Origin of the sequence: Shinella lacus, from assembly GCF_010994755.1 — a bacterium.
GTDB classification, from domain to species: Bacteria; Pseudomonadota; Alphaproteobacteria; order Rhizobiales; family Rhizobiaceae; genus Shinella; species Shinella lacus.
In genome coordinates, this window is record NZ_WHSB02000005.1 from 330,603 (window position 1) to 343,073 (window position 12,471).

Annotated in this window: 13 protein-coding genes; 8 read left to right on the plus strand and 5 right to left on the minus strand. The window is 64.6% G+C overall.

Annotated elements, in window-relative coordinates; translation table 11 throughout:
• Positions 1–83 precede the first annotated feature (83 nt).
• Positions 84–1,082 carry an aldo/keto reductase gene (locus tag GB927_RS16040; RefSeq protein WP_256118187.1) on the plus strand — a complete coding sequence of 333 codons (999 nt, stop codon included), beginning with the start codon at positions 84–86 and terminating at the stop codon, positions 1,080–1,082.
• Positions 1,083–1,137: 55 nt separating this feature from the next.
• Here GB927_RS16040 and GB927_RS16045 read toward each other — a convergent pair whose 3' ends face one another.
• Both GB927_RS16045 and GB927_RS16050 read right to left on the minus strand, forming a co-directional pair.
• Positions 1,138–1,746 (minus strand): transglutaminase-like cysteine peptidase, encoded by a 609-nt coding sequence (locus tag GB927_RS16045; RefSeq protein WP_435266947.1) that lies wholly within the window; start codon positions 1,744–1,746, stop codon positions 1,138–1,140.
• A 125-nt stretch (positions 1,747–1,871) separates the two neighbouring features.
• The gene (locus tag GB927_RS16050; RefSeq protein WP_256118189.1) at positions 1,872–2,690 is read right to left on the minus strand and encodes an alpha/beta hydrolase; all 819 of its coding nucleotides are present in this window, start codon (positions 2,688–2,690) and stop codon (positions 1,872–1,874) included.
• A gap of 238 nt (positions 2,691–2,928) precedes the next feature.
• Here GB927_RS16050 and infC point away from each other — a divergent pair, with 238 nt between their 5' ends.
• From infC to pheT, 5 genes are all read left to right on the plus strand, one after another.
• Positions 2,929–3,465 carry a translation initiation factor IF-3 gene (gene infC / locus GB927_RS16055; RefSeq protein ID WP_256118361.1) on the plus strand — a complete coding sequence of 179 codons (537 nt, stop codon included), beginning with the start codon at positions 2,929–2,931 and terminating at the stop codon, positions 3,463–3,465.
• Positions 3,466–3,751: 286 nt separating this feature from the next.
• Positions 3,752–3,955, plus strand: a complete 204-nt coding sequence (gene rpmI / locus GB927_RS16060; protein WP_069060326.1) for a 50S ribosomal protein L35 — start codon at positions 3,752–3,754, stop codon at positions 3,953–3,955.
• A gap of 41 nt (positions 3,956–3,996) precedes the next feature.
• Positions 3,997–4,401: a 50S ribosomal protein L20 gene (rplT, locus tag GB927_RS16065; protein ID WP_069060325.1), complete on the plus strand. Its 405-nt coding sequence runs from the start codon at positions 3,997–3,999 to the stop codon at positions 4,399–4,401.
• Between the two features lie 255 nt (positions 4,402–4,656).
• Positions 4,657–5,742, plus strand: coding sequence for a phenylalanine--tRNA ligase subunit alpha (gene pheS, locus GB927_RS16070; RefSeq protein WP_256118190.1), 1,086 nt, complete (start codon positions 4,657–4,659; stop codon positions 5,740–5,742).
• 21 nt (positions 5,743–5,763) lie between these two features.
• On the plus strand, positions 5,764–8,190 hold the full coding sequence (gene pheT / locus GB927_RS16075) for a phenylalanine--tRNA ligase subunit beta (protein ID WP_256118191.1): 2,427 nt from the start codon (positions 5,764–5,766) through the stop codon (positions 8,188–8,190).
• Between the two features lie 157 nt (positions 8,191–8,347).
• On the opposite strand, the gene mbfA is transcribed toward pheT, so the two are convergent.
• Positions 8,348–9,331: an iron exporter MbfA gene (mbfA, locus tag GB927_RS16080; protein ID WP_256118192.1), complete on the minus strand. Its 984-nt coding sequence runs from the start codon at positions 9,329–9,331 to the stop codon at positions 8,348–8,350.
• A 119-nt stretch (positions 9,332–9,450) separates the two neighbouring features.
• Here mbfA and GB927_RS16085 point away from each other — a divergent pair, with 119 nt between their 5' ends.
• Both GB927_RS16085 and GB927_RS16090 read left to right on the plus strand, forming a co-directional pair.
• Positions 9,451–10,275 carry a C40 family peptidase gene (locus GB927_RS16085; RefSeq protein WP_256118193.1) on the plus strand — a complete coding sequence of 275 codons (825 nt, stop codon included), beginning with the start codon at positions 9,451–9,453 and terminating at the stop codon, positions 10,273–10,275.
• 58 nt (positions 10,276–10,333) lie between these two features.
• Positions 10,334–10,801 carry a group III truncated hemoglobin gene (locus GB927_RS16090; RefSeq protein WP_256118194.1) on the plus strand — a complete coding sequence of 156 codons (468 nt, stop codon included), beginning with the start codon at positions 10,334–10,336 and terminating at the stop codon, positions 10,799–10,801.
• Here the strand turns inward: GB927_RS16090 and GB927_RS16095 are convergent.
• Positions 10,798–11,460 (minus strand): YiaD family glycine zipper/OmpA-like lipoprotein, encoded by a 663-nt coding sequence (locus tag GB927_RS16095; protein WP_256118195.1) that lies wholly within the window; start codon positions 11,458–11,460, stop codon positions 10,798–10,800. The two genes, GB927_RS16090 and GB927_RS16095, sit on opposite strands and share 4 nt — an antisense overlap.
• A 79-nt stretch (positions 11,461–11,539) precedes the next feature.
• Positions 11,540–12,430 (minus strand): EamA family transporter, encoded by an 891-nt coding sequence (locus tag GB927_RS16100; RefSeq protein WP_256118196.1) that lies wholly within the window; start codon positions 12,428–12,430, stop codon positions 11,540–11,542.
• Positions 12,431–12,471 lie beyond the last annotated feature (41 nt).

The following is a 12,471-nucleotide window of genomic DNA, read 5'->3' on the forward strand; positions in this document are numbered from 1 at the left end:
TTCAGATGAAGAGCCACGCCCTAGATTGGCCATGTCCGGATGACGGCGAAGCGCTGCCCGGACCCCAGGAAAAGGATTTTGCCATGCATCACAGAAAACTCGGCAGCCTCGATGTTTCCGCCCTCGGCCTCGGCTGCATGGGCATGAGCCACGCCTATGGCCCGGCGCAGGACGAGACGGCGGCGATCGACACGCTGCACCGCGCCGTCGATCTCGGCATCACGCTGTTCGACACGGCCGAGGTCTACGGCCCCTACAAGAACGAAATCCTCGTCGGCAAGGCGCTGAAGCCGGTGCGCGACAAGGTGGTGATCGCCACCAAGTTCGGCTTCCGCATCGATCCGTCAAAGCCATCGGCCGAAATGATCACCGGCACCGACAGCCGGCCGGAAAACGTCAAGGCCGTCGCCGAGGCCTCGCTGAAGCGGCTCGGCATCGAGGTCATCGACCTGTTCTACCAGCACCGCGTCGATCCCAACGTGCCGATCGAGGAGACGGTAGGCGCCATGGCGGAGCTGGTCAGCGCGGGCAAGGTGAAGGCGCTCGGCCTTTCGGAGGCGGGCGCCGATACGGTTCGTCGGGCGCATGCCGTGCACCCGATCGCCGCCCTCCAGAGCGAATATTCGCTGTGGACCCGGGACGTCGAGGAAAACGGCGTGCTCGACACCTGCCGGGAACTCGGCATCGGCTTCGTGCCCTTCAGCCCGCTCGGCCGCGGCGTGCTGACCGGCGCGCTGAAGAATATCGACGGCCTTTCCGCCGACGACTTCCGCCGCTCGCTGCCGCGTTTTGCGGCGGAGAATTTCGATGCCAACCTGGCGCTGGTGGCGGCGCTGGAGGCGATGGCCAAGGAAAAGGGCGTCGCACCCGCCCAGCTCGCACTCGCCTGGGTCCTGGCGCAGGGCGATTTCATCGTGCCGATCCCCGGCGCCAGCAAGGTGCCGCATCTGGAGCAGAACGCCGCTGCGGCCGACGTGGTGTTGACCACTGAGGAGGCGGCCCGCCTCGGCGACCTGCTGTCGCCGGCGAAGGTTGCCGGCGGGCGCTATTCGCAGCGCATGGCCTCGATGACCAGCCGTTAAAACAGAAAGGCCGCGGATCGCTCCGCGGCCTTTTCAAATCCAGTCTGCGGCCTGCTTACTGGCCGACCGACGACACCATGACGGCATCGCCGTTCTCGATCGAGACCCAGCGGCCGGCGTGGAACGAGGCCTGGCGCTTCAGGTAACGGTAAGGCGTCGCCGTCCAGGGCTTCACTTCGGTGTTGAGGTTGTCGAGGATGAAATCGCCCTGGGTGGTGCGCACGGTCAGCACGGCATGGCCTTCGCCGTCCGGCTTGCGCACCACGGTGATCAGCAGGTCACCGGCGGCAAAACCCTTTTCCATCAGCTTCTTGCGCTTGAGGAGAACGAAATCCTCGCAGTCGCCGGCACCGTCGGGATAGGACCAGTATTCGTCCTTGCCGTGCAGTTCCTTGTCGGTCATCGGGGTTATGTCGCGGTTGACGCTGGCATTGATCTGGCGAACCACCGACCAGCCGAACTCCGTGACCTTGGCGGGCGCCTGGTTGCGCACGCCGGCACGGCATTCGGACTTGTAGGTCTGACAGAATTCGTAATGGCCGATCGGCTGGGACGTGACGCCGCCGGTCTGCATGGAAAGCGCCGATGCCGGTGCCGTGAAAGCCGAGGAAGAAGAAACGAGGAGCGCGAAAAACGCCGCAGCCCCAGCCTTCGCACCAATCATTCGTGCCATGAAACGTCCCCTAATCGTTAACAAAGAGTTAACGGTCAGGAGGGCATCTCGTCAATCATCAGAATTGGCGATGCAATAATATGGTTAAAATGCGACCCCGGCGACACAGCCGGGCCTCATTCCGCCCGGGCGAAAACCTCTGCTGCTTCAAGGATTTTCGCGATATCCTGCGGCCGCGACAGGCGATGGTCGCCATCGCGGATCATCGTTAAGACCACGTCGTCGCCGGAAAGATGCTCCATGAGGCGGACGGCATGGCTGTAGGGCACGTCCGGATCGGCCATGCCCTGCAGGATATGCACGGGGCAGCCGGTCTCGATGGCCCCGGTGAGCACGCGGTTGTCGCGGCCGTCCTCGATGAGTTTCAGCGTATAGATGTTCGGATCGGGGCCATAGGGCGTCGGCTCCTCGAACTGGCCGCGCTCGGCAAGTGCTGCGCGTTCGGCGTCCGTCAGGTTCGGCTCGATCAGCTCCGACGTGAAATCGGGTGCCGGCGCGATCAGCACGAGGCCGGCGATCGTGAGGCCCTTGCGCCCGGCAAGTTCCGCCACCGCGCGCAGCGCGATCCAGCCGCCCATGGACGAGCCGACGAGCACCATGCGGCGCGTGCCGAGCGCCTTGGCCGCGTGGTCGATCACGGCAAGCGTCTCTTCCAGCCAGCGCGAAATGGTGCCGTCGGTGAAAGCGCCGCCGGAGGCGCCGTGGCCGGAATAGTCGAAGCGCACGCAGCCGGTGCCGAGTCTCTCGGCCAATGCGGCAAGCTCCACCGCCTTGGTGCCGGTCATGTCGGAACGGTAGCCGCCGAGCCAGACGAAATGGGCAAGCCCGTTGCCGGGGGCTTCCGGCTGGAGCGCGACCGCGATCTGCCGCGCCTCGTCGCCGGTCCCGACGGTGATGAAATCCGTGGCCCACCCATTGCCGTTCGTCGCCGTCATACCTATCTCCCTGATCTGCACGTTCCAGCCGCGAAAAGCCGCCAGCCAGCCGGTCTTTGGCCGAGAGCTAGACCAGATTCGCGCACGCAAGGACAGGTGGTGATTTTTTCCACGCGCCGTGCTATTGACTTCGCAAGCCCGATCAACACATTGCCGAAAAACGCCGCGAGGCGGGCAAACGGCCCGATCGACGCACCAAATTCATACCCAGTCGAAACAGTTCGAGGAGAACACGACCATTCGCAGACCCTTCAAAGCGGAAGCCCCCGTCAAGGACGGCCCGCGCTCCAACAAGGAAATCCGGATTCCCCGGGTTCAGCTTATCGATGCCGAAGGCACCAACCACGGCACCGTTCCTACCGATCAGGCACTCCGCATGGCCGAAGAAGCCGGCCTTGATCTCGTGGAGATTTCGCCGAACTCGGAGCCCCCCGTCTGCAAGATCCTTGACCTGGGCAAGCTGAAATACGCCAACCAGAAGAAGGCGGCCGAAGCGCGCAAGAAGCAGAAGATCGTCGAGATCAAGGAAATCAAGATGCGCCCGAACATCGACACCCATGACTATGAGGTGAAGATGAAGGCGATGAACCGCTTCTTTGAAGAGGGCGACAAGGTCAAGGTGACCCTGAAGTTCCGCGGCCGCGAAATGGCCCACCAGGAACTCGGCATGAAGCTCCTGATGCAGGTCAAGGAAGACACCGTGACCATCGCCAAGGTCGAAGCCGAGCCGAAGCTCGAAGGCCGCCAGATGATGATGGTGCTCGCTCCGAAGTGAGCCCGTCTCTCGCGCGGCTTTGCTTTTATACGCAATTGCGGACGCAAAACCGCGACACACTTTTGCTGGAATTGCTTTAGCCCGCATGGATCGAAGCCGCCTTTCGGGGCGGCTTTTCCTTTTCTGCACCGGAAATCCCCGACTTCGAGGAATCCGGTTGCGCTTTTAAGGCACTTCGGTTACAAGCCGCCGTCCGAACGGTCCGGCAGGGCATGCCGTGGCCGTTCTTTACGCTGGAGCCGTGCATCGTCACGCGGCTCGAATTCAAGAAGAATGGAGTAGCAAAATGCCCAAGATGAAGACGAAATCGTCTGCCAAGAAGCGGTTCAAGATCACCGCGACCGGCAAGGTCGTAGCGGCCGCCGCCGGCAAGCGCCATGGCATGATCAAGCGTAGCAACAAGTTCATTCGCGACGCGCGCGGCACCATGGTGCTGGCCGAAGCCGATGGCAAGAAAGTCATCAAGAACTACCTGCCCAACGGTCTCTGAGACTTATCCGGCACTTTTGATACGTTTAAGGAGATCATGAAATGGCACGTGTAAAACGCGGCGTTACCTCGCACGCCAAGCACAAGAAGACGCTGAAGGCAGCCAAGGGTTTCTACGGCCGCCGCAAGAACACCATCCGCGCCGCCAAGGCCGCGGTTGACCGTTCGAAGCAGTTCGCCTACCGCGACCGCAAGGTCAACAAGCGCAATTTCCGCGCGCTCTGGATCCAGCGCATCAACGCTGCCGTCCGCGAGCATGGCCTGACCTATGGCCGCTTCATCGACGGCCTCAACAAGGCCGGCATCGAAGTGGACCGCAAGGTGCTGTCCGACATGGCAATCCATGAGACCGAAGCTTTCGGCGCGCTGGTCGCTGCCTCCAAGAAGGCTCTCGAATACCTCAAGGACGCTGGTACGAAGAACGAGTTTGAAGCCGCCGTAAACTAACCGGCGCTTCCACAACCAAAACTTCGTTTCGTTGTGAAACCCGCGCCGGGGAACCGGTGCGGGTTTTTGCTTGATGGATACCGCCACGAAGGCGCCGCCTGCCCGTGGCGGTCCTCGCCAAGTTTTTCTGGCCCACCCGATTGATCGGGCGCGTGCACATGGGTAGTGATCTGCGGCGCTTCCTCGCCGCAACCGGCTATCCGTCCTAGGGTCTCCTGGCCCCCCGCCCGGCCGACGCAAGCAAAGCAGGTAAAGATGACTGAACTCGACACTTTGGAACAGCAGCTCCTCTCCGACGTTGCCGCGGCCTCCGACGAAGCGGCGATCGAGGCCGTGCGCGTGGGCGCACTCGGCAAGAAGGGTTCCGTCTCGGACCTCCTGAAGACGCTCGGCACCATGTCGCCGGAAGAGCGCCAGACGCGGGGTGCCGCGATCAACGCGCTGAAGACCCGCGTGACGGATGCCATCGGCGAACGCAAGACCGCGCTGCGCGATGCCGCGATCGAAGCGCGCCTTGCGGCCGAGACGGTCGATGTCAGCCTGCCGGTGCGCTCCTCGCCCGCCGAGCGCGGCCGCATCCATCCGATCAGCCAGATCGTCGACGAAATCACTGCGATCTTCGGCGACATGGGCTTTTCCATCGCCGAAGGTCCGGACGTCGAGACGGACTATTATAACTTCACGGCGCTGAACTTCCCCGAGGGCCACCCGGCCCGCGAGATGCACGACACGTTCTTCTTCCCCGCGGACGAAAGCGGCGAACGCAAGGTGCTGCGCACGCACACCTCGCCCGTGCAGGTCCGCACGATGGAGGCCCAAAAGCCGCCGATCCGCATCATCATTCCCGGGAAGACCTACCGGCAGGACAGTGACGCCACCCATTCGCCGATGTTCCACCAGGTCGAAGGCCTCGTGGTCGACAAGAAGGCGAATGTCGCCAACATGCGCTGGGTGCTGGAAGAGTTCTGCAAGGCCTTCTTCGAGGTCGACAGCGTCACCATGCGCTTCCGCCCGTCCTACTTCCCGTTCACGGAACCGTCCTTCGAGGTCGATATCCAGTGCGACCGCTCGTCCGGCCCGATCGTCAAGTTCGGCGAGGGCACCGACTGGATGGAAATCCTCGGCTGCGGCATGGTTCACCCGAACGTGCTGCGCGCCGGCGGTCTCGATCCGGACGAGTACCAGGGCTTTGCCTGGGGCATGGGCCTCGACCGCATCGCCATGCTGAAATACGGCATGCCGGACCTGCGCGACTTCTTCAACGCCGACGTCCGCTGGCTGAGCCACTATGGCTTCCGCCCGCTCGACATGCCGACCCTGTTCGGCGGCCTCAGCGCGTAACCGGCACCAAGGAGAAACATCATGAAATTCACGCTCTCCTGGCTGAAGGACCATCTCGATACCGACGCCTCGCTGGAAGACATCTGCGCGAAGCTGACGGCGATCGGCCTCGAAGTGGAAGACGTCGACGACAAGGCGGCCTTCAAGCCCTTCGTCATCGCCAAGGTCGTCTCCGCCGAGCAGCATCCGAACGCCGACAAGCTGCGCGTGCTGATGGTCGATACCGGCAAGGGCGATCCGATCCAGGTCGTCTGCGGCGCGCCGAATGCGCGCACCGGCCTCGTCGGCGCCTTCGCGGCGCCCGGCACCTATGTGCCCGGCATCGACGTGACGCTGGCCGTCGGCACCATCCGCGGCGTCGAGAGCCGCGGCATGATGTGCTCGGAGAAGGAACTGGAAATCTCCGACAGCCATGACGGCATCATCGACCTGCCGGCCGATGCGCCGGTCGGCCAGAGCTATGCCGCCTATGCCGGTCTCGACGACCCGGTCATCGAGATCAACCTGACGCCGAACAGGCCGGACTGCACCAGCATTTTCGGCATCGCCCGCGACCTCGCCGCCTCCGGTCTCGGCACGCTGAAGGCGCCGAAGGCACCGTCCTTCGCGGTCGAAGGCGAGACGCCGGTCAAGGTGAAGCTCGACCTCGGCGGTGACGATCATCTCTGCCCGGGCTTCGCGCTCCGCCTCGTGCGCGGCGTCAGGAACGGCCCGAGCCCGCGCTGGATGCAGCAGCGGCTGATCGCGATCGGCCTGCGCCCGATCAATGCGCTGGTCGACATCACCAACTACATGACCTTCGACCAGGGCCGCCCGCTGCACGTCTTCGATGCGGCCAAGGTGAAGGGCAATCTCGTCGTGCGCCGGGCGGCGGAAGGCGAGAAGGTGCTGGCGCTCAATACGCGCGAATACACGCTGAACCCGTCCAACGTCGTCATCGCCGACGACAATGGCGTGGAATCGATCGGCGGCATCATGGGTGGCGAGCACTCGGGCTGCGACGCGGAAACCACCGACGTGCTGATCGAATCGGCTCTCTGGGACCCTATGAACATCGCCAAGTCCGGCCGCTCGCACGGCATTATCACCGACGCGCGCTACCGCTTCGAGCGCGGCGTGGACCCGGAATACATGGTGCCGGGCCTCGAACGCGCCACCGAACTGGTGCTGGAGCTCTGCGGCGGCACGGCGGCCAAGACCGACGTCGTCGGCTACAAGGGCTATGACGCCAAGATCGTCGATTTCCCGTTCACGGACGTCAAGCGCCTCACCGGCCTTGATGTCTCGTCGGATGAAAGCGTCGATATCCTGACCCGCCTCGGCTTCAAGGTTTCGGGCTCGGGCGAGCGCGTCTCCGTCGCGGTCCCCTCCTGGCGTCCGGATGTCGACGGCAAGGCGGACCTCGTGGAAGAGGTCATGCGCATCCACGGCGTCGACAATATCAAGCCGGCGCCGCTCGAAAGCCATGGCGCGGTGAACGGCCGCATCCTCACCACGCTGCAGATCCGCTCACGCCTTGCAAAGCGCGCGCTTGCCTCGCGCGGCATGATGGAGGCCGTCACCTGGTCGTTCATCCCGAAGGCCCATGCCGAACTCTTCGGCGGTGGCGCCGCTTCGCTGGCGCTGTCGAACCCGATTGCCGCCGATATGTCCGACATGCGGCCCTCGCTGCTGCCGGGCCTGCTGGCAGCTGCGCAGCGCAATGCCGACAAGGGGTATGGCGACGTCGCGCTGTTCGAAGTCTCCGGCACCTACGAGAACGACAGGCCGGAAGGCCAGCGCCGCGTGGCCGGCGGTGTGCGCCGCGGCACGGCCTCGCTCGCGGGTTCCGGCCGTCTCTGGTCGAATGCCGCCAAGGGCGGCGGCAAGCCGGTCGACGTCTATGACGCCAAGGCCGATGCGCTCGCCGTGATCGAGGCCTGCGGCCTGCCGATGGGCAATGTGCAGATCGAGGCGGGTGCGCCCGCGTGGTATCATCCGGGGCGCTCCGGCACGATCAAGATGGGGCCGAAGGTCGTGCTCGGATATTTCGGCGAGTTCCATCCGAAGGCGCTCGGCGTGCTCGACGTGTCCGGCGCGCTCGCCGGCTTCGAGATCTATGTCGATGCCATGCCGGAGCCGAAGAAGAAGGCGACCCGCACCAAGCCGGCGCTCGACCTTTCGCCTTTCCAGGCCGTCAAGCGCGACTTCGCCTTCGTCGTCGACAAGACGGTGGATGCCGGCGCCATCGTACGCGCCGCCACCGGCGCCGACCGCAAGCTGATCGCCGGCGTCACCGTCTTCGACGTCTTCGAGGGCACCTCGCTCGGCGAAGACAAGAAGTCGATCGCCATCGAAGTCGTCATCCAGCCGACCGACAAGACGCTGACGGACGAGGATTTCGAGGCGCTGACGGCAAAGATCGTTGGCAACGTCGTCAAGACGACGGGCGGCACGCTGCGGGCGTAATTGTGTAAAGGTACCAATTCAAGGCCTGCCGACCTCTCCTCCGTCATCCTCGGGCTTGACCCGAGGATCCACGCATCACGATACGCCCTCACTTGTGGCATGGATCCTCGGGTCAAGCCCGAGGATGACGCAGTGGGTGGGGTGTGCCTTTTGCGTTTCAGGCATTGCCAATCAGCACACCCGCCGCCAACACGAGGCTGCCGCCGAGCACGACCTGCATGGCGGCGCGCAGGAACGGCGTTTCCATGTAGCGGTTCTGGATGAAGGCGATGGCCCAGAGTTCGATGAACACGACGATGACGGCGATGGTCGTGGCCAGCAGGAAATTCGGGATGAGATAGGGCAGCGCGTGGCCGAGGCCGCCGAGCGCCGTCATGATGCCGGAGGCGAGGCCGCGTTTGACGGGCGAGCCGCGGCCGGAGAGTTTTCCGTCGTCATGGGCTGCCTCCGTGAAGCCCATGGAGATGCCAGCGCCGACGGAGGCGGAGAGGCCGACCAAGAAGGTCTGCCAGGTATCCTGCGTTGCGAAGGCAGCGGCGAAGATCGGCGCGAGCGTCGAGACCGAGCCGTCCATCAGCCCGGCAAGGCCCGGCTGCACATAGGTCAGCACGAATTGCCGCCGCGAAGTCTGGTCCTCCTCGGCCTTCACATCCACCGGCGTGTGCTCCTCGCCGAGCCTGCGGGCGAGCGATTCATGCGACTTTTCCGCCAGCGCCAGGTCGCCCAGCAGCTTTCGCGTCGCGGCGTCCTGCGTGCGCGAAGCGGCGGTCAGGTAGAAGCGGTGGGCGGCGTCCTCCATGGCCTCCGCCTGCTCCCGGATCTTGTCGACCGACATGTTGGCGATCAGCCAGTCGGGCTTTCGCTCCGGGAAGTCGCGCACATATTCACGCCGCACCAGCGGGATGCGGTCGCCGAAGCGGGCGATGTGCCGATCGATCAGCATCTGGCGGTGATGGCTCTCCTCTTCCGCCATCTCCTCGAAGACCCGGGCGGAATGCGGATAGGCGTCACGCAGCGCATCGGCATAGGCGAGATAGATGCGGCCGTCGTCCTCTTCGGAGGAAATGGCGAGCGCCAGGATTTCCTGTTCGCTAAGCGATTCGAGGCTGCGTTTGCCGGGGCGAAGAAGGCGGGAGAACATCGGCGAAAATCCAGTTTAGAATTATTCTAAATATAGGATCGCATTCGCTGCGGTCAACCTCGACAGAGTGTCGCGGCTAACGCTAGAGTGGTGGCGACAGAGACTGCAAAGGACGCAATGTGACCGCCGCACTGAAGCCGCTTTCTGCAAGCCGCGACACATTGCTGGACCATCTCGGCCGCCGCCTCGCAGACCGCCTGCAAAGCCAGGCGTCCGGCTACGAGCCCTACACGCCCTCCGACCCGGAAACGCTGGCGCGCACGCTGCGGCCCGGCGACGTGCTGCTGGTCGAGGGCAACCAGAAGGTCTCGGCGGCGATCAAATACCTCACTCAATCGACCTGGTCGCATGCGGCGCTCTTCGTCGGCGACGAGATCCCGCTGACGCTCGACCAGGCGGCGCTGCCCTCGATCGATCGGCCGCAACTCATCGAGGTCAATCTCGGCGAGGGCTGCGTGGCGGTGCCGCTCACCAAATACCGGACCTACAACACGCGCATCTGCCGGCCCGTCGGCCTGACGCCGGAGGATCGCAACATGCTGGTCTCCTTCATGGTCTCGCGCCTCGGGCTGAAATACGACCTGAAGAACATCACCGACATGCTGCGCTTCTTCCTGCCGGCGCCGCCCGTGCCGGTGCGCTGGCGCCGCCGCATGCTGGCTTTCGGTTCGGGCGATCCGACGCGGGCGATCTGCTCCACGCTGATCGCGGAAGCCTTCGAGCGGATCCGCTACCCGATCCTGCCGGATATCGTCCGCTCGCCGGGCCATGCGGCCGCGACCTCGACCTATTCGCGCGAAGAGATCCTGCATATCCGCCACCACTCGCTCTACACGCCCCGCGATTTCGACCTCTCGCCCTATTTCGAGGTGGTCAAGCCGACGCTGAAATATGGCTTCGACTACAAGCGGCTGGAATGGGCTCTGGATCGCGAAGGCCCCTGACCCCCCTGCGGCGATCGGCCGGATTGTATGCGGCCGGCCGGCATCCTATCTTCGGGCCATGACCGACGATGCTCCCGACCGCCTCTCCCATTTCGCCGCCATCCGTGCCCGTGCGGAGGCGGAGATGCTGGCGATCGGCGTCACCGCCGCGTTCATTCCGCTGCTGGTGGAGACGTTTTATGGCCGCGTGCGGGCGCATCCGGAGCTTGGCCCGGTCTTCGACGGCCGGCTTCAAGGCCGCTGGCCGGAGCATATGGCGAAGATGAACCGCTTCTGGTCCGCCGTCGCCTTCAAGGACGGCGGCTATGGCGGCAAGCCGGTGATGGCGCATCAGGGTGTGCAGGGCATGAACCCGCCGCTGTTCCAGACCTGGCTCGGCCTGTTTTCCGCGACGCTGGACGACATCGCGCCCTCGCCAGAGGCGAAGGCGTGGTTCATGGCGACGGCCGAGCGGATCGCGAAGAGCCTGGTGCTGTCGCTCTTCTACAACCCGGCCGACGACGACCCGGGTCTCAAGCGCGCTTAGCTCTTAAGCGGCGAGATCGCGATTTCGACGCGACGGTTCTGCGCGCGGCCCATTTCCGACGCGTTGGAGGCGATCGGACGCTCCAGGCCATACCCCATCGCCGACATGCGGCGCGGATCGACACCGCGCGAGGCGAGGTAGTTCGCGACCGAATTGGCGCGGCGGTTGGAGAGATCCATGTTGTAGCCGGCATTGCCGACCGAGTCGGTGTGGCCGTCGACGTCGATCAGCGTCTTGTCGAACTTGCGCAGCACGATCGCCACCGAATCAAGCGTCGGATAGAACGGCGGGATCACCTGGTCCTGGTCGGTCGAGAAGGTCACGTTCGACGGCATGTTCAGAACGATGCGGTCGCCCACGCGGGTGACCGAGACGCCGGTGCCCTGAAGCTGCGCGCGCAGCTCGGATTCCTGCGTGTCCATGTAATTGCCGATCGCGCCGCCGGCGAGCGCGCCGACACCGGCGCCGATCAGCGCGGCATTGCGGCGCTGCACCGGGTTGTTGCCGATGAGCAGGCCGGCCACGGCGCCCACGCCGGCGCCGATCGCGGCCCCCCCGGCGGTGTTCGAGACCTTCTGTTCGCCCGTATAGGGGTCAGTCGTCGTGCAGGCAGAAAGATAGACCGCGGCAACCGCGATAACAGCGCATTTCTTGTACATCTAGGCGTCCCCGAGGATTCGATGAATCTGCTTCAACCTAGCGATTGCGGCAGGAACATGAAAGAGGCGCTAGTTTTGCCTAGGCTTCGCTGTTTCCGCCCGAGGTGACGCCGGCGCTCGCCGCGACGACCAAGGCGGTGCCGAGCATCTGGAAGGGCGTCATCGGCTGGCTCAGCACCAGGAAGCCGGCCAGCGCGCCGAGCGCCGGTTCCAGGCTCATCAGGATGCCGAAGGCGGACATCGGCATGCGGCGCAGCGCAATCATTTCCAGCGCATAGGGGAAGAGCGGCACGAGGACGGCGAGGCCGAGCATCATGCCGAGCCCTTCCGGGTTCATCGCCTCGTGCGCGCGCATGAGGCCGAAGGGTGCGGCGGCGACGGCCGCCACGATCAGCGACATGGAGAGCCCTTCCAGCCCCTTGAAGAGCTTTCCGGACTTCTTCATCAGAACGATATAGGTGCCCCAGCCGACGCCGGCGCCGCAGGCGAAGAGCACGCCGACGGGATCGCCGACCCAGCCTTCGCCGTCATGGGAGAGCAGCACGACGCCGATGAAGGCCGCGAGCGGCCAGATCAACCGCCAGCCGCCGCCAAGCCCCCAGGTCGCGACGGCGAGCGGACCGAGAAACTCGATCGCCATGACCAGGCCGAGCGGAATGCGGTCGATCGCGGCGAAGAAACAGAGCGTCATGGCCGCCATGGTGGTGCCGAGCGTCAGCGCGCTCTTCCATTGCTCGCGGCTGTAGGAGCGCATGGGCGGGCGCACGATGATCGCCAGCACGGCGGCTGCCATGACCAAGCGGAGGAAAGTCGTGGTGGATGGCCCGTAGGCGTCGATCGCGGTGGCGGAAAACGCCGAGCCGAATTGGATGCTCGACATGGAGGCGAGGCAGAGCAGCACGCCCGAAAAAAGCCCCGCATTGCCGGAGCCGGAAAGCTTGCCGCCCGCTACCACCTGTTGATCTGCCATGTGAGATGCTCCTCCAGGCACCCAGTCCTAGAGGAGGGTCT